Origin of the sequence: Avibacterium paragallinarum (assembly GCF_900450705.1) — a bacterium.
Classification (GTDB): Bacteria; Pseudomonadota; Gammaproteobacteria; order Enterobacterales; family Pasteurellaceae; genus Avibacterium; species Avibacterium paragallinarum.
The window spans coordinates 1790713-1807651 of the sequence record NZ_UGHK01000002.1; the positions used below are offsets into that span (position 1 = coordinate 1790713).

The 16939-nt window shown below is 42.2% G+C and carries 15 protein-coding genes and 1 pseudogene; 8 read left to right on the forward strand and 8 right to left on the reverse strand.

Annotated features, from left to right (window positions below; genetic code table 11):
- Positions 1-152 precede the first annotated feature (152 nt).
- The 3 genes from galE to DXZ23_RS13820 all read left to right on the forward strand — a co-directional run bounded on the left by galE (position 153) and on the right by DXZ23_RS13820 (position 3512).
- Complete coding sequence (galE, locus tag DXZ23_RS13810) at positions 153-1169, forward strand: UDP-glucose 4-epimerase GalE (RefSeq protein WP_017805050.1); 1017 nt, start codon at positions 153-155, stop codon at positions 1167-1169.
- A 66-nt stretch (positions 1170-1235) separates the two neighbouring features.
- Positions 1236-2504, forward strand: a complete 1269-nt coding sequence (locus DXZ23_RS13815; RefSeq protein WP_026138426.1) for an AmpG family muropeptide MFS transporter — start codon at positions 1236-1238, stop codon at positions 2502-2504.
- A 33-nt stretch (positions 2505-2537) separates the two neighbouring features.
- Positions 2538-3512 (forward strand): bile acid:sodium symporter family protein, encoded by a 975-nt coding sequence (locus DXZ23_RS13820; protein WP_017805048.1) that lies wholly within the window; start codon positions 2538-2540, stop codon positions 3510-3512.
- Positions 3513-3904: 392 nt separating this feature from the next.
- Here DXZ23_RS13820 and DXZ23_RS13825 read toward each other — a convergent pair whose 3' ends face one another.
- From DXZ23_RS13825 to DXZ23_RS13835, 3 genes and pseudogenes are all read right to left on the reverse strand, one after another.
- Positions 3905-5785 carry an ATP-binding protein gene (locus DXZ23_RS13825; RefSeq protein ID WP_017805047.1) on the reverse strand — a complete coding sequence of 627 codons (1881 nt, stop codon included), beginning with the start codon at positions 5783-5785 and terminating at the stop codon, positions 3905-3907.
- Between the two features lie 119 nt (positions 5786-5904).
- On the reverse strand, positions 5905-6123 hold the full coding sequence (infA, locus tag DXZ23_RS13830; protein WP_005627617.1) for a translation initiation factor IF-1: 219 nt from the start codon (positions 6121-6123) through the stop codon (positions 5905-5907).
- A gap of 207 nt (positions 6124-6330) precedes the next feature.
- Positions 6331-6989: pseudogene (locus tag DXZ23_RS13835) on the reverse strand (IS1595 family transposase).
- Between the two features lie 68 nt (positions 6990-7057).
- Here DXZ23_RS13835 and DXZ23_RS13840 point away from each other — a divergent pair.
- The 3 genes from DXZ23_RS13840 (at position 7058) to ndk (ending at position 10142) form a co-directional block, all read left to right on the forward strand.
- Positions 7058-8269 carry a low temperature requirement protein A gene (locus tag DXZ23_RS13840; RefSeq protein ID WP_017805046.1) on the forward strand — a complete coding sequence of 404 codons (1212 nt, stop codon included), beginning with the start codon at positions 7058-7060 and terminating at the stop codon, positions 8267-8269.
- Positions 8270-8402: 133 nt separating this feature from the next.
- Positions 8403-9710 carry an aminopeptidase PepB gene (gene pepB / locus DXZ23_RS13845; RefSeq protein ID WP_017805044.1) on the forward strand — a complete coding sequence of 436 codons (1308 nt, stop codon included), beginning with the start codon at positions 8403-8405 and terminating at the stop codon, positions 9708-9710.
- A 9-nt stretch (positions 9711-9719) separates the two neighbouring features.
- A complete protein-coding gene (gene ndk, locus DXZ23_RS13850; protein WP_017805043.1) occupies positions 9720-10142 on the forward strand; it encodes a nucleoside-diphosphate kinase in 423 nt (140 codons plus the stop codon).
- Between the two features lie 83 nt (positions 10143-10225).
- Here the strand turns inward: ndk and pfkA are convergent, their stop codons facing one another.
- The 5 genes from pfkA to ung all read right to left on the reverse strand — a co-directional run bounded on the left by pfkA (position 10226) and on the right by ung (position 14285).
- Positions 10226-11191: a 6-phosphofructokinase gene (gene pfkA, locus DXZ23_RS13855; RefSeq protein ID WP_017805042.1), complete on the reverse strand. Its 966-nt coding sequence runs from the start codon at positions 11189-11191 to the stop codon at positions 10226-10228.
- 113 nt (positions 11192-11304) lie between these two features.
- Entirely contained in the window at positions 11305-12228 is a 924-nt protein-coding gene (locus DXZ23_RS13860) for a cation diffusion facilitator family transporter (RefSeq protein WP_017805041.1), read from the reverse strand.
- Positions 12228-12788 carry an HI_0983 family protein gene (locus DXZ23_RS13865; protein WP_026138421.1) on the reverse strand — a complete coding sequence of 187 codons (561 nt, stop codon included), beginning with the start codon at positions 12786-12788 and terminating at the stop codon, positions 12228-12230. The genes DXZ23_RS13860 and DXZ23_RS13865 overlap by 1 nt, the downstream gene beginning before the upstream one ends.
- 31 nt (positions 12789-12819) lie before the next feature.
- Entirely contained in the window at positions 12820-13596 is a 777-nt protein-coding gene (gene yaaA / locus DXZ23_RS13870; protein ID WP_021723926.1) for a peroxide stress protein YaaA, read from the reverse strand.
- Positions 13597-13616: 20 nt separating this feature from the next.
- Complete coding sequence (ung, locus tag DXZ23_RS13875) at positions 13617-14285, reverse strand: uracil-DNA glycosylase (RefSeq protein WP_017805038.1); 669 nt, start codon at positions 14283-14285, stop codon at positions 13617-13619.
- 293 nt (positions 14286-14578) lie between these two features.
- Between ung and grcA the strand changes: the two genes are divergently transcribed.
- On the forward strand, positions 14579-14962 hold the full coding sequence (gene grcA / locus DXZ23_RS13880) for an autonomous glycyl radical cofactor GrcA (protein ID WP_017805037.1): 384 nt from the start codon (positions 14579-14581) through the stop codon (positions 14960-14962).
- Between the two features lie 174 nt (positions 14963-15136).
- On the forward strand, positions 15137-16933 hold the full coding sequence (lepA, locus tag DXZ23_RS13885) for a translation elongation factor 4 (protein ID WP_017805036.1): 1797 nt from the start codon (positions 15137-15139) through the stop codon (positions 16931-16933).
- The last annotated feature ends 6 nt before the right edge of the window (positions 16934-16939 follow it).

Sequence of the window (16939 nt, forward strand, 5' to 3'; positions counted from 1 at the left end):
ACGCAATAGTAAACGTTTGCGGTGTCAGGAAAATCGGGATTGGCGAAAAAGTGCGGTGTTTTCTGGACGAGTTTTTTCGCGATGATGAAAATCTGGCGAAAAAATGGTTTATACTAGCCAAATTTATGACAAGTAAGAAACTGAGGAACAAAATGACTATTTTAGTAACAGGCGGAGCAGGCTATATTGGATCGCATACGGTAGTGGAATTAGTAAACGCAGGATTTAACGTGGTGGTGTTGGATAATTTAAGCAATTCCTCACCAAAATCTTTGCAACGCGTAGAGCAAATTACCGGTAAAGCGGTGAAGTTTTATCAAGGCAATGTGTTAGATCGTGCGATGTTACAGCAAATTTTTGCTGAAAATGCGATCAAATCAGTCATTCACTTCGCGGGCTTAAAAGCGGTGGGCGAAAGCGTGCAAAAGCCAATGGCGTATTATCAAAATAACGTGGTGGGATCGCTAGTTTTAGTGGAAGAAATGAAAAAAGCGGGCGTGTGGAATTTGGTGTTTAGCTCTTCTGCCACCGTGTATGGCGATCCTGAAATCGTGCCAATCACCGAGCAATGCAAAGTGGGCGGCACAACTAACCCTTACGGCACATCAAAATTAATGGTTGAGCAAATTCTCTCCGATGTCGCAAAAGCTGAACCACAATTTAGCTTCACCATTTTGCGTTATTTCAATCCTGTTGGTGCTCATCACAGCGGTTTGATTGGCGAAGATCCAACAGGCATTCCGAACAATTTATTGCCTTACATCAGCCAAGTGGCGATCGGCAAATTACCGCAACTTTCTGTGTTCGGCAGTGATTATGATACCCACGACGGCACGGGCGTGCGTGATTATATCCACGTTGTGGATCTCGCCATTGGGCATTTAAAAGCCTTAGAACGTCATCAAAATGACGTGGGCTTGCACATTTACAATCTTGGTACGGGTGTAGGTTATTCGGTGTTGGATATGGTGAGTGCCTTTGAGAAAACGAATGGCATTCAGATCCCTTACAAACTGGTGGACCGTCGTCCAGGGGACATTGCCACTTGCTATTCCGATCCGTCCCTTGCCGCTAAAGAATTAGGCTGGAAAGCGAAGTGGGGCTTGAACGAAATGATGCAAGATACGTGGAACTGGCAAAAAAATAATCCTAAAGGCTATCGGGATTAGGCGTTTATGCGGTGGCATTGGCTGCCGCATAAATTTATCTGTTTTTCTCACCGCACTTTTATCGCTATGACAACGACACCACCCCTCTGGCAGCAGATTTTTAGTCGCAATATGCTCATTTGCGTGTTCACGGGCTTTAGCTCAGGGTTGCCGCTGTATATTTTGATTTCCCTGCTGCCAATTTGGCTGCGTTCTGAGCAAATCGACCTCAAGGCCCTCGGCTATCTCACCCTCATCACCTTGCCGTTTTCGTGGAAATTTCTCTGGTCGCCATTGCTTGATCGTTTTGTGCCACCGTTTTTAGGACGGCGGCGGGGCTGGATTTTTATCTCGCAAATTCTCTTACTCGTGAGCCTTGCCTTATTTGGCTTTATCGATCCCAAACAGCAAGGGGGCTTGAGTTTAGTCGCGGGGCTAGGCACGCTTTGTGCGTTTTTTTCCGCCACGCAAGATATTGTGCTTGATGCCTATCGGCGGGAAATTTTATCCGATCAAGAACTCGGGCTAGGCAATTCCATTCACGTCAATGCGTATCGCGTAGCGGGCTTAGTGCCAGGGTCGCTATCGCTGATTTTATCCGATCATTTTGCTTGGCAAACTGTGTTTATCATCACCGCACTGTTTATGTTGCCGGGCATTTTTATGTGCCTATTTTTAAGCACTGAGCCAAAAATTGAGCTGAAAAAACACCGCACTTTACAAGATAGCGTAGTCGAGCCGTTTCGTGAATTTTTTCAACGTAAAGGGATTTGGTCGGCATTGGGGATTTTGGCATTTATTTTCCTTTACAAACTTGGCGACAGTATGGCAACGGCGTTGATTTCGCCATTCTATTTGGATATGGGGTTCAGTAATACACAAATTGGCGTGGTGGTGAAAAATGCTTCCCTTTGGCCGATGATCGCCGCCAGTATCCTAGGCGGGGTGATAATGCTGAAAATCGGTATTAACCGTGCTTTATGGCTGTTCGGCGTGGTGCAAATGATCACCATTTTGGGCTTTGCGTGGCTAGCAAGCCAAGGGCCTTTTACGGAGGTGGACAGCACCGCGTTGTGGTCGCTTGGCGTGGTAGTGGCGGCAGAATATATCGGCATCGGCTTAGGTACAGCCGCCTTTGTCGCCTTTATGGCACGCGAAACCAACCCGCTTTACACTGCCACCCAACTCGCCTTATTCACCAGCCTCGCCGCCTTACCCCGTGCCACCTTAAACACCCAAGCGGGCACATTAATTGACTGGCTCGGCTACTATGAGTATTTCTGGCTTTGCTTCTGGCTCGCGATTCCCGGAATGTTATGCTTATTTAAAGTTGCCCCTTGGAAGCAAGCAAAGTAGCACGTTTATTGACGAAAAAATTAGGAGAAAGTAATGCAATTTCTGAAAAAACTCAGTTTTTTATTAGCAAAATTCACCGCACTTTTTATTATCGTGCTGGCGTTAATCACCTTTTATAAACCTGAATTATTCACTTGGGTAAAAGGCGATACGCAAGTGTTCATCATCAGCATTATTATGCTTTCAATGGGAATGACTTTAGGTAAAAAAGATTACCAAGTGTTAGCACAACGTCCGTTAGATATTCTTATTGGTACGATTGTGCAATATACCGTAATGCCTTTTGTGGCGATTGCGATTGCAAAAAGTTTTGAGCTTTCTCCAGCACTTACCCTTGGTTTGGTCTTAGTTGGTTCTTGCCCTGGTGGCGTAGCGTCTAACATTATGGCGTTTCTATGTAAAGGCGATGTGGCGTTTAAAGGCGATGTGGCGTTTTCAGTGGGAATGACTACTGTGTCCACCCTGATCGCACCCGTGATGACCCCGCTCTTGCTCAATTATTTAGTTGGACAAAGTATCGAAATGAACGGCTGGGCGATGTTTAAATTTATGTTGCTTGTAACCGTCTTGCCTGTTGCTGTGGGGTCAATTTTGAATATGGCATTTCACCGCAAACAATGGTTTCAAGATATTAAAGCCTTAATGCCTGGTGTGGCAGTGATTAACTTTGCCTTTATTGTTGGTGGTGTGGTGGCGATTTATGGCAACTATTTTTTGCAATCTGGGCTGGTGATTTTGCTGTGTATTGTTGTGCATAATGTGATTGGCTATGCCTTGGGCTATTTAGCAGGCAAAGGCGTTGGAATGAGCCTTGCGAAAAAGAAAACCCTTTCGCTCGAAGTGGGCGTACAAAACGCAGGGCTTGCTACAGGGCTAAGTATGAAATTTTTCCCCGCGATTCCTGAATCTGCCGTAGTGTGTGCAGTGGCTTGCGTATGGCATTCTGTAGCAGGAACAGTGTATGCGAATTTTTTATTGTGGATCGATAAATATCGGCAAGCAGAGTAATAATGAAAATATCGATTTAATCAAAACAAAATTATGTTGATACTTGTAGGGAGATGTGTTCACCTGAAAAATACAATATAGCGAAACTTCTTTCACTTTCCTACGGCGTTATAGTCGTTTGATTTCAAAATAATACGGTGTTATTTCGCCTTGCCGTGCTATTTGTACTGTCTGAGACTTGTTGCCTTGTCTTATTTTGAACTTAAACGACTATATTTCTCCTCTCCGTATGCTTGTGTCATCGGAGCAGAGTGTTGTATAAAAGTGAACTCAATTGAGCTATATAAGCGAAAAAACGTAGATTAGTAAAATAGTAAAAAGTGGGAAGGCAACGCTATTCATATTCTCTTAGGCGTTTCCCTAAAAGGCAATGCAAGGAGCCCAAATAATTGTCAAGCGACATCAGCATTACTTAACCAATCCATTAATGTTTTCAAATCTTGTTGCCAATATTCATTCAGTTGTGCGATCCAATCATCAATCTTCGCCTCCCAATCTGGAGATTGCCATTCTTGCACTGACGCGGCGAGGTGTTGAATGCGTTTTAAGCCCACAGACCCTGCGGCTCCTTTGATTTTGTGGGCAAGGTAGGCTAGGGGTTCTTTAGGGTAAGGAGCGTTTTTGTATGCCTTGTATGCGATGTTCAGTTCTGCAATATAATCAGGCATTTGCTGTTCAAACAGTGCGGTGTTATTTTTCACTGTTTTTTTGCCTAAGAGTGCCATAAGCTCATTCAAAAATGGGAAATCCAGCGGGCTATCGTACGATGCGGATAGCCTTTCTGCCTGATGAGGCACAAAGCTCGGAGGCGGTGAGCTTTGCGTGAGGTCATCAGCAAAATACTGATACAAACATTGCGTTAGTTCGTCCAAGGAGAGAGGTTTGCGGAGAATGTCGTCCATTCCCTGTTGCAAATAATCTTGCTTATCGTGCATTACATTAGCAGTTAAGGCGATCAGCGGCGGGAGATAATCATAGTGATCATTTTCATAATTTTGACGCAACTGTTGGGCAATGTCGAAGCCTGACATATCAGGCAGTTGAATGTCGATTAACAATAAGTCGTAGTCATTTTGTTCAAATTTCTCAATGGCTTGCTTGCCCGTCATTGCCACATCAACCTGATAGCCCAATTTTTCTAAAATAGATTTCGCCACCACGATATTCACTTCAATATCTTCAATCAACAAAATGCGTAGCTGATGAGGTAAATAATGCTGATATTCTAAAGGTTTACTCACAATTTCCGCTTGGATCTGTAATGTAAAAACAGAGCCTTTTCCCACCGCACTTTGCACGGTGAGATCGCCGCCCATTAGGTTGGCGATGGTTTTGGAAACTGCCAAGCCAATGCCACTGCCCGCGTGCTGATATTGTTTGGATTTCACGCGGTAATACATCGCGAAAATATGTTCTAGCTCGGCTTGTGCAATGCCAATGCCCGTATCAGAAATCGCAAAAGCGAAAGTTTGTTCTCCTACTTGTGAAACACGGAGGCGAATCACGCCTTTTTCGGTGAATTTCACCGCATTATTAATTAAATTCCACAGAATTTGGCTTAATCTGGCGTTGTCGATGTAAATCCATTGCGGTAAGTTTGGCTCATATTGCAATTCAAATTTCAGGTGGTTTTGCTCTGCCATTAAGGTGGCAAAATTGGCGATGTCATTGAGAAAGGCATAAAAATCCGTTTCTTTACGGTTTAATTCAATTTTGTGCGCATCAATTTTTTCTAAATCGATAATATCGCTAAAAATATGCCCTAAAGACACTGCACTCATATTGATGGTTTTGAGATAATTTTGTTGTTCGGGATTCAAGGGGCTGTCTAGCAAAATGCGACTTAAGCCGATAATGCCATTGAGCGGCGTGCGTAGTTCGTGGCTGATGGTGGTCATTAAAGCGGTTTTGTTACGGCTACTTTGTTCTAAATCATTTAACGCAACAGATAATTTTCGTTCCGCAATCATTCTTTCTGATACTTCACGACGTAAATTATCTACCAATTTTGCCAGTTCAAGGCGAGATTTTTCTAGTTTTTCTACTAATAAGGTGAAGAAATAAATCACAAATGGGGCGGAAATTAAGCCAAAAAATACAGAACGCCCTACATCGTGCCAATATACTGTGCCGACTACACATAAGCTCAACAAAAATTGCGTGCAAAGGGCAAGCACCGCCAAAATGACTACACCAAGCAAGGAAAATTTTACCCTACCTAAGCGGATCACCCAATCTACATAGCGTTGTGCAAAGTGTTTGATATTCTTCATTTTATCGCCTTATTGTTAGCTAGAAATAACCGAACTATAATGAGAAATGGCAGAAAAAGGAAGTCAGAAAAGAAAAAATCTGCTTCATTTCGAAGCAGATCCTTAAGAAGGAAGCTAAATTAACGACTGCGGAAAATAATACGCCCTTTACTTAAATCGTAAGGTGTCATTTCCACCGTTACTTTATCGCCCGTTAAGATACGGATATAATTTTTACGCATTTTTCCTGAAATATGTGCAGTAACAACGTGTCCATTTTCTAATTCAACGCGGAACATCGTGTTCGGCAAGGTTTCTAAAATCGTGCCTTGCATTTCAATACAATCTTCTTTTGCCATTAATTCCTCTAATGTTAATAAAGTAAGTCAAAAAACGGGCGAATTATACTCTTTTCACCCGCATTCACCAAGTTTTTTATAGAAATTTAGTGAACTACTCAGAAAATCAAAAATTGTGATAGAATCCCCGCTGAAATTTTGCACCACAGGTTAATAGCTAAATTATTTTTCAACTTGGTTAAGTTTTGGGGCTGTAGTAGATTAGCCCTAAATTTCACACCATTTTCGCAATATTTTTAACTGCTCTTTTGGTGTCCCAAAGTTAAACCGAAATTCACATTCCTTCAAGAATAAAGGAAAGTTTTTTCGGTTAATTCCATTATATTTTCGCAGTATCCGCTTCGCCTGATTCCAAAAATTTTCAATGCCATTAATATGATTTTGTTTCACCGCAAATAGCTCGGAATGATTGATTCGTTCGTGGTGAAATTCACTCACATCAAGCGCATCATAACTGCGATAAGTGTCCGTATAAACCCAGCTATCAGGCTTGATTTTTCTTTTAATAACAGGGAGTAATGTTTCACTCTTGGTGTTTTCAACCACAACAGTAAATACCTTTCCTTGTCGTTTTAGTAACCCAAAAACAGCAACTTTTCCAGCCGCTCCTCGTCCTCGTCCTCGTTTTCCCTTTCGATGACCACCAAAATAGCTTTCGTCTAGTTCAATTTCCCCTCAAAAATCTCGTTAACTTCAAGGGATAAATGATAGCCAATCACAAGCCTGATTTTATGGTAGAACAAAGCGGCTGTATTCGGTTGAATATCTAGCAAATTTGCTGCTGTTCTTGCAGTAACTTCTGCGACAAAAAACTCAAGCAGTTTTTTCTGTATGGATTGCTTTAATTTACAATATGTTATCTTCATTTTTGTAGTATAGCATTGTTGCTAATCTACTACAGCCCCTAAGTTTTTATTTGTATTCGGAGTTTTTAATGATTCATAAAATAATGCGTTCCCGCGACCACCACGAACCGCACCGTGTCGCTACCACCTTGGAGCTTTATTTTGATTTAGTTTTTGTTATCGCCATTGCTGCCACCGCGAGCGGTTTACACCACGCTTTAGCAGCTCATCATTTCAGTGACGGATTAATTCGTTTTGCCACCTCGTTTTTCTGCGTATGGTGGGCGTGGATGAATTTCACTTGGTTTGCTTCGGCTTATGATAACGACGACTTTAGTTACCGCATTGTTACAATGGTGCAAATGTTCGGGGCGATTATTTTAGCCATTGGCATTAATAATGTGTTTGAGCATAATGATTACACAATGATCCTCATTGGTTATATCGTAATGCGTATTGCTATGGCATATCAGTGGTTTCGTGCTGCCAAAAGCGATTCTGAGCGTCGAACGACCTGTTTACGCTATGCGTTCGGTATTATTATTGCACAGCTTTTTTGGGCAATTATTGTTATCTATATTCCTCATTTGTTTAATCAAATCTTCCTATTTGGTGCTTTACTCGAATTATCTGTTCCCGTTTGGGCGGAAAGTGCCAATAAAACTGCGTGGCATCCGCATCACATTGCCGAGCGTTATGGTTTATTGGTGATTATCGTACTCGGCGAAGGCATTCTAGGGGCGACCAACGCCATCACGCCATTATTCCACAGTAATGAAGCGATACTTACCGAAGCATTCCCTTTAGGCTTAGGGATTTCAGCACTAATGTTCTCTCTTTGGTGGCTATATTTCAAAATGCCGTGGGGGGAATTTTTGCATTCACAACGCACCTTAAATAACGCGTTAGTCTATGGCTACGGACATTTGCTAATTTTCATCGCCCTCACCGCCTTAGGTTCAGGCTTAGAATTGCTCGCCGATTCAGTAAAAGAATTTGGCACAATGGCGGAAGTCGCCGAACACAGCACAAACGCCCATTCGGTTTCGCCTTTATTTGCAATGACCGCGTTAAGCCTCTGCACCGCGATTTATCTCATCGCCTTAGCATTCTTGCGTTGGTATTTAGATAAAGACACCAATTACAGCGTAATTGGCTTTACCCTCGCTATTGCTGCCACTTTCCTCGGCGTGCTATGCGTATATTTAGGAATGCCATTGCAATGGTCGATTTGGTTCACCGTGATCGCCCCGATTGCGATGATTTCTTTTTATAAAACCAAGCCCATTCATTTAGACTAAATCACTTCTCGGGCGGGCAACTTGTCCGCCCTTTTCATTTGTGATAAAAACACACCTCTCATCATTATTCCGTTGGATTTTTCCTTTTATTATATTAGGATACAGAAACCACTTTTTATAAAGGATAATCATTATGTTAGTTCATCTTTCAACACAACCCGCGTCCCCCGTTTGGGGAGAAAATGCGTTGCTTAGCTTTGCCAATGAGGAAAGCATTATCCATCTGCAAAAAAATGCCTCAAATTCTGACCGCACTTTGATCCAACAAGCGGCACGCAAATTACGCAATCAAGGCATTCACAACGTGGAACTCAGCGGCGAGGGCTGGGATTTAGAAAACTGCTGGGCGTTTTATCAAGGCTTTTATTCCGCGAAACAAGATTATGCTATTGAATTTCCTCATCTTGACGATGAGCCACAGGCGGAATTATTTGCACGTATTCAATGTGGTGACTTTGTGAGAGAAATCATTAACTTACCTTCTGATGTGATTACTCCGAAAAAATTAGCTGAGCGTGCGGCTCAATTTATTGCCGAGCTTTCAGCCGACTACGCCAGTGAAAGTGCGGTCAGTTTTGACATCATTTCTGGCGAAGAATTGCTCGCACAAAATTATCAAGGTATTTGGCAAGTGGGGAAAGGCTCAGTAAATCCCCCTGCGATGTTGCAACTCGATTTCAATCCAAGCCAAGATCCCAATGCCCCTGTATTGGCTTGTTTAGTAGGCAAAGGGATCACCTTTGACAGTGGCGGATACAGCATTAAACCAAGCGATTCAATGTCCACAATGCGAACGGATATGGGCGGGGCGGCGTTGCTCACGGGTGCATTGGGAATGGCAATCGCAGGTGGGTTAAATCAACGCGTAAAACTTTATCTATGCTGTGCGGAAAATATGGTGAGTGCCAACGCCTTAAAACTGGGCGACATCATCACCTATCGCAATGGCGTAACGGCGGAAGTGTTAAACACGGACGCAGAGGGTCGCCTTGTGTTGGCGGACGGTTTGATCGAAGCGGATAAACAAAACCCGCAGTTTATTATCGACTGTGCCACCCTAACAGGGGCGGCGAAAGTGGCAGTGGGGAACGATTATCACAGCGTGCTTTCAATGGATAACGAATTGGTTACCGCCTTATTGAATGCAGCACAGACCGCCAATGAGCCTTTCTGGCGTTTACCTTTTGAAGAATTTCATCGCGGGCAGATTGCTTCGCAATTTGCTCAAATCGCCAATATCGGCACCGTGCCAGTAGGGGCGGGGGCAAGCACTGCAACGGCGTTTTTGTCCTATTTTGTCAAAAATTATCAACAACATTGGTTGCACATTGATTGCTCAGCCACCTATCGCAAATCCGCTAGCAATTTATGGGCGGCAGGGGCGACAGGTATCGGCGTGCAAACACTGGCTCATCTTTTACTTAATCAAGCCAACTCATAGGAGGAAAATATGGAACGGACGTTGTCAATTATCAAGCCCGATGCGGTGGAGCGTAACCTTATCGGCAAAATCCTAACTTGTTTGGAAAATGAAGGCTTTCGCATTGTGGCGATGAAAATGGTTCATCTCACCCAAGAGCAAGCGGAGGGTTTTTACGCTGAACATCAAGGCAAACCTTTCTTTGCGGGCTTGGTGGAATATATGACTTCTGCCCCTGTGGTGGTTTCCGTTTTGGAAAAAGAAAATGCGATAAAAAACTACCGCACTTTAATGGGGGCAACGGATCCAGAACAAGCCGAAGCTGGCACAATTCGCAAACAATTTGCCTTAAGCAAGCGACAAAATTGCGTACACGGTTCGGACAGCCCTGAAAGTGCAGAACGCGAAATTGCGTATTTTTTTAGTGAAAATGAGCTTTGTCCAAGAAAATAGTCAATAAAAATGCCAATTATAAAAAATTGGCATTTTTATCATATGTTACTTGTTTGATTTTAGAACATTCAATATCACAAAAATTAATCTAAACGCTTAGCAACTTCTAACCATTCAGCTTTAAATTCGCGACGCATATTATTGATTGCATCAATAATATCATGATGAACAAGATGCTCATTTTGAATTCCTACGCAGTATCCACCTTTACCTTGTAATAAGAGATCTACCGCATAAACACCCATACGAGAAGCTAAAATACGATCAAACGCACAAGGTGTACCACCACGTTGAATATGCCCTAAAATCGTTGCTCGAGTTTCGTGTTTCACGCGAGCTTCAATTTCTTTAGCTAATTCATTTACATCACAAATATGTTCTGTGATAGCGATAATAGCGTGACGTTTACCTTTAATAATACTACGTTCAATTTGCTGAATTAATTCTTCTCGGTTAAATTCTACTTCGGAGGCGACAATATATTCACAACCACCTGCAATACCTGCTGAAATAGTTAAGTCACTACAATGTCTGCCCATTAATTCCACGATTGAAATACGTTGGTGCGAGCTTGAAGTATCACGCAAACGGTCAATGGCAGTTACAGCAGTTTCTAACGCGGTTTGATAACCGATAGTGTAATCCGTTCCAGCTACATCATTATCAATTGTGCCAGGAATCCCCACACAAGGGAAGCCGTGTTCTTCGGTAAGCAATTTCGCTCCCATATAAGAACCGTCCCCGCCGATAACTACAAGTGCATCAATGCCGTGTGAACGTAAAATTTCCGCACATTTCGCCCGCACTTCAGGTTTTTTAAATTCTGGGAAACGTGCTGAACCAAGGAATGTACCGCCACGATTGATTATATCTGATACGCTATAACGCGTTAATTGTTTGATTTTATTATGATAAAGCCCGTGATAGCCATCATAAATGCCATAAACTTCTAAGCCTTCTCCTAATGCAGCACGGACTACTCCACGAATTGCTGCGTTCATTCCTGGTGCATCACCACCACTGGTTAATACGGCAATTTTTTTGATCATAATGCAAATACCTTTATTGAAAGTTAGTAATATAGAAATTGTGCGTAGCTTACACTATTCCCAATTATCGCTCTAGAAAAATTTTGTGAATTACTTCACATTTTGATTTAGGTCTAAGTATTTTTTGATAAGTTACCCATTATTACTTTATCTTGCTCTTCATTTTTCACTACACTAGTAGGTTCGTGGTGAATCACAATATCGACTCGAGGAAAACATTGACGTAAACGCTGTTCAAGATGATCGGTGATTTGATGAGCTTCAATAAAAGAAAGGTGATCATCAAGTTCCAAATGAAATTGAATAAAGCGGATAGCCCCCGAGCGTCGAGTGCGGAGATCGTGAAAGCCTAAAATATTGGGTTGCGATTGGATAACTTGTTCAATTTGTTCGATTTCCTCTAGAGGCAAGGCTTGATCGAGCAATAATTGAATAGCATCGTAAAACATCTGCCCTGCATTAAACAAAATATATAAAGCGATCAAAATAGCAAAAATCGCATCAGCCCAAAGCACGCCCCATAGGGTTAGCCCGAGCGAGCATAAAATCGCGATGTTCATCAGCAAATCGGTTTGATAATGCAGGCGATCCGCTTTGATTGCGGGGCTGTCCGTTTGCTTGATAATGTGGCTTTGATACAGCACCAATAGTAACGTCGCTGCAATGGAAATCAGGGTAACGATCACGCCTAAATAAGTTTGCGTTAAAGGCTGCGGGGCAGTGAGGCGATAAATGCCTTGAAGCAACAGGAAAATGGCACTGCCCGAAATAAACGCACTTTGAATTAAGGAAGCCAAAGACTCCGCTTTACCGTGTCCAAAGGAATGGTTGTGATCCGCAGGCATTAGGGCAAAACGCAAAATCAGCATATTCATAAAAGAGGCTAATAAATCCAGCGTGGAATCGGTGATTGAGGCGAGCATACTGACGGAATCGGTTTTCCACCACGCAAAGCCTTTAATTAAAATTAAAATAAAGGCGGTGGCAATCGCCAAATTCGCCGCACTTTTGACTTGTTTGGAATAGACTTCTTGCATTATTTTTTACAATTCCAAGAAAAATGGCTGTTACTCAAATTTTGTATTTCTTTATTTACCACATATTTTTGCAAATATTTGATAATCTTCTCTTTTTTCATATTCATTAATTTTTTGTTTTTGGCGATTTTTAAAGAATATTGGTATTGCACAAAGCCACAAAAGGGAAGATCTTTGCCTCTGGCAACATTCACTTGCCAATCTTTATTTTGTTCGGTTGGCTCGTAGATAACAAAAGCGACCAATTCATTGTTGTGTGGATAAAGATCAAAATGAGTAACGCCCGTGTTTTGATACACTCGCTTACGCAAGGCGATCCGATCCGCTAACGTGCGTTGCTGCCAATTTCTATCTTGCAACAGCTCGATTGCACTATGCCAATGCTCAGCACTTTCCCCTTTTGGCACATAAAAATAACGTGCCACGCTGCCTAAATCCTGTTGCGAAATCAGATAATAAGAGCTGTTATTATGCGTAATGGCTTCAGGCACGCTGAGTTGTGGCGAGGATACGCAAGCCGTTAATAAAAGTGCGGTGCTAAAAAATAACGTTTTTTTGATGTTGTGAAAAAAGGCTAACAAAGGCTTCATTTTATTCGCTCACCTCTCGTTTAAACACAAATTCTTTCTCGCTTGAAGCGGCTTCATCAAACCAATATCCGCCAAGATCAAAGGCTTTTAATTGCTCAACGTGAGTGAGTCGATTTTGAATGAGGTAACGACACATTAAGCCACGGGCTTTTTTCGCATAAAAACTGATAACTTTATATTTGCCATTTTTGTAATCTAAAAAGACGGGCTTAACAATATGTGCCTTGAGCTGGCTTTCTTTCACAGATTTGTAATATTCGTCAGAGGCTAAATTCACCAGCACGTTATCCCCTTGCTCGTCTAAGGCTTGCTGTAAGGTTTGGGTGATCACATTGCCCCAAAACGCGTAGAGATCCTTGCCTTTCGGGTTGGCTAATTTTGTCCCCATTTCCAAACGATAAGGCTGCATTAAATCTAGCGGGCGTAACAAACCATAGAGTCCCGATAACATTCTTAAATGCTGTTGAGCGAATAAAATGTCTTCGCGAGATAAATGCTCCGCGTCTAAGCCCGTGTAAACATCGCCTTTAAAAGCAAAAATGGCTGGGCGTGCGTTTTGTTCATTATGATCTGCCGTCCATTGGGCGAAGCGTGCCACGTTGAGCGAGGCTAATTTATCGCTGATCGACATTAACGAGGCGACATCTTGCGGGGCGAGGGTGCGGCAAATGTCGATTAATTGCTGACTGTAGTCAGTTAAAGCAGGCTGAAAAACCTCAAATTTTTCTACCGCACTTTCAAAATCAAGAGTTTTGGCAGGTGAGATAATTGCTAACATTTTGAAATCCTTAAAATTTGTTAAACCGTTAAAGGCAATTGCCATTCAATCGGCAAAATGCGGTGCTGCTGTAAATACTGGTTGGTTTGAGAAAAATGCTGACAACCAAAAAAACCGCGATGTGCCGAAAGTGGCGAAGGGTGTGGTGCGGTGAGAACGCAATGTTTTGTGCGGTCGATAAACTGCCCTTTTTTCTGGGCGTGGCTTCCCCACAGCAAAAAGACGAGATGCTCTCGTTGCTCGTTTAATGCGGCGATAACTCGATCAGTGAAGGTTTCCCAACCAAATTGCGAATGGGAATGGGCTTTGCCTTGTTCTACAGTGAGGACGGTGTTGAGAAGCAACACGCCTTGCTCAGCCCAAGACAATAAATAGCCATGCGATGGAATTTGGAAGCCCACATCAGCAGCCAGTTCTTTATAAATATTGACGAGCGAGGGCGGCGGTGCAATGCCAGGTTTAACAGAAAATGATAAGCCGTGGGCTTGGTTTGGACCGTGATAAGGATCTTGCCCTAAAATCACCACTTTCACTTGATCAAATTCGGTTAATTTGAAGGCATTAAATACTTCATTACTGGGCGGATAGACAATTTTACCAGCTGCTTTTTCACGCTGGACTTGTTGTAAGATTTGCTGAAAATAGGGTTGGCTTTTTTCGTTGCCAATCACATCTTTCCACGTTTTCATTTTGTTATCCTCTGCACTCATTCGCACTAAAAATAGTGTCGAGATTATAAAGAACCTCGCCATAAATGAACAGCTTCAATGCGGATTTAATTTTTAATTATTTTTTAATTAAAAGTTAAGAAAATGTTAAATTCAAATTTTTAAAATAGATTTATTTTGATATGTATCAATTTCATTATTTTTATTTGTTAAATTCAATCTGACCTATATCAAAATAATTGAATTGATCAAATTTTTTGATAGAATCTTCTTCAATCCGTGATTAATTAACAAACAAATTTAGGAGTTTTTTTATGATAAAGGGTATCCAAATTACACAAGCTGCCAATGACAATCTTTTAAATTCATTTTGGTTATTAGACAGTGAAAAAGGCGAAGCGCGTTGCTTATGTGCAAAAGGCGATTTCACCGAAGATCAAATCGTTGCAGTAAGCGAACTTGGTCAAATCGAATATCGTGAATTGCCAGTTGATGTTGCCCCAACAGTAAAAGTAGAAGGTGGTCAGCACTTAAACGTGAACGTATTACGCCGTGAAACCTTAGAAGATGCGGTGAAACACCCTGAAAAATATCCACAATTAACAATCCGTGTTTCTGGGTATGCTGTGCGTTTTAATTCATTAACGCCAGAACAACAACGTGATGTAATTACCCGTACTTTCACTGAAAGCTTATAATGCATTCTAAAACCCTAAGGTAAGTGCCTTAGGGTTTTCTTTGCCCCTTTCTAAATAAATACGCCTATTTATTTCACCGCACTTGTTCGCTATTGCTAGCGAATAGCACAAGATTCAGGTAAAATCGTGAGATTAATCTTATAAATATATTCACCTTGAATTTTATTATTACTTATGAAAAATATTCGCAACTTTTCAATTATTGCTCATATTGACCACGGGAAATCCACCCTTTCCGATCGTTTAATTCAAACCTGTGGTGGGCTTTCTGACCGTGAAATGGCGGAACAGGTTTTGGATTCAATGGATTTAGAGCGTGAACGTGGGATTACCATTAAAGCACAAAGCGTTACGCTCAATTACAAAGCCAAAGATGGCGAAACTTATCAGCTTAATTTTATTGACACACCGGGACACGTTGATTTTTCTTATGAAGTATCCCGTTCTTTAGCCGCTTGTGAGGGGGCGTTATTGGTGGTGGACGCAGGGCAAGGGGTGGAAGCTCAAACCTTGGCAAACTGTTACACCGCTATTGAAATGGATTTAGAAGTTGTTCCTATCCTGAATAAAATTGACTTACCCGCCGCTGAACCTGAGCGTGTTGCGGAAGAAATTGAGGAGATTGTCGGAATTGATGCCATTGATGCGGTGCGTTGTTCTGCTAAAACAGGACAGGGCATTGAAGATGTGCTAGAAGAAATTGTGCATAAAATCCCCGCACCTGAAGGCGATCCTGATGCCCCATTACAAGCCTTGATTATTGATTCTTGGTTTGATAACTATCTCGGCGTGGTTTCTCTTGTGCGTATTAAAAACGGCACGTTACGCAAGGGCGACAAAATCAAAGTGATGTCCACAGGGCAATCTTATAATGTAGATCGTTTGGGGATTTTTACACCGAAGCAAGTGGATACCCAAGTGCTGAACTGTGGCGAAGTGGGCTGGGTGGTGTGTGCCATTAAAGATATTTTAGGTGCACCTGTGGGGGATACGCTCACCTTGCATAATAACCCCGCCACCACCGCATTACCAGGCTTTAAAAAAGTGAAACCTCAGGTTTATGCGGGGCTGTTCCCGATTAGTTCGGATGATTACGAAGCCTTCCGTGATGCCTTAGGTAAATTGAGCCTAAACGATGCGTCATTATTCTATGAGCCTGAAAATTCCACCGCACTGGGCTTTGGTTTCCGCTGTGGTTTCTTGGGCTTATTGCATATGGAGATTATTCAAGAGCGTTTAGAACGTGAATATAATCTTGATTTAATCACCACCGCCCCAACCGTAGTCTATGAAGTGTTACAAACCAATGGCGAAGTGATTTATGTGGATAGCCCGTCAAAATTGCCACTATTGAATAATATTAGCGAAATTCGCGAGCCAATCGCCGAATGTAATATGCTGTTACCGCAAACCTATTTAGGCAATGTGATTACGCTATGCGTTGAAAAACGTGGTGTGCAAACCAATATGGTATATCACGGCAACCAAGTCGCACTGACCTATGAAATCCCGATGGGGGAAGTGGTGCTTGATTTCTTCGATCGTTTGAAATCTACCTCACGCGGTTATGCTTCATTGGATTACGGTTTTAAACGTTTCCAAGCGGCAGATATGGTTCGCGTAGATATTATGATTAACGGCGAGCGGGTTGATGCCCTTGCTTTGATCGTACACAAAGATAACGCCCCATATCGGGGACGGGAATTGGTGGAAAAAATGCGTGAACTCATTCCTCGCCAACAATTTGATATTGCGATTCAAGCGGCGATCGGCAATCACATTATCGCACGATCAACTGTCAAACAGTTACGCAAAAACGTATTGGCGAAATGTTACGGTGGGGACGTGAGCCGTAAGAAAAAACTGTTACAGAAACAAAAAGAGGGTAAAAAACGAATGAAATCTTTAGGTAACGTTGAAGTGCCACAAGAAGCGTTTTTAGCCATCTTACACGTTGGCAAAGACAAATAAAAGGAA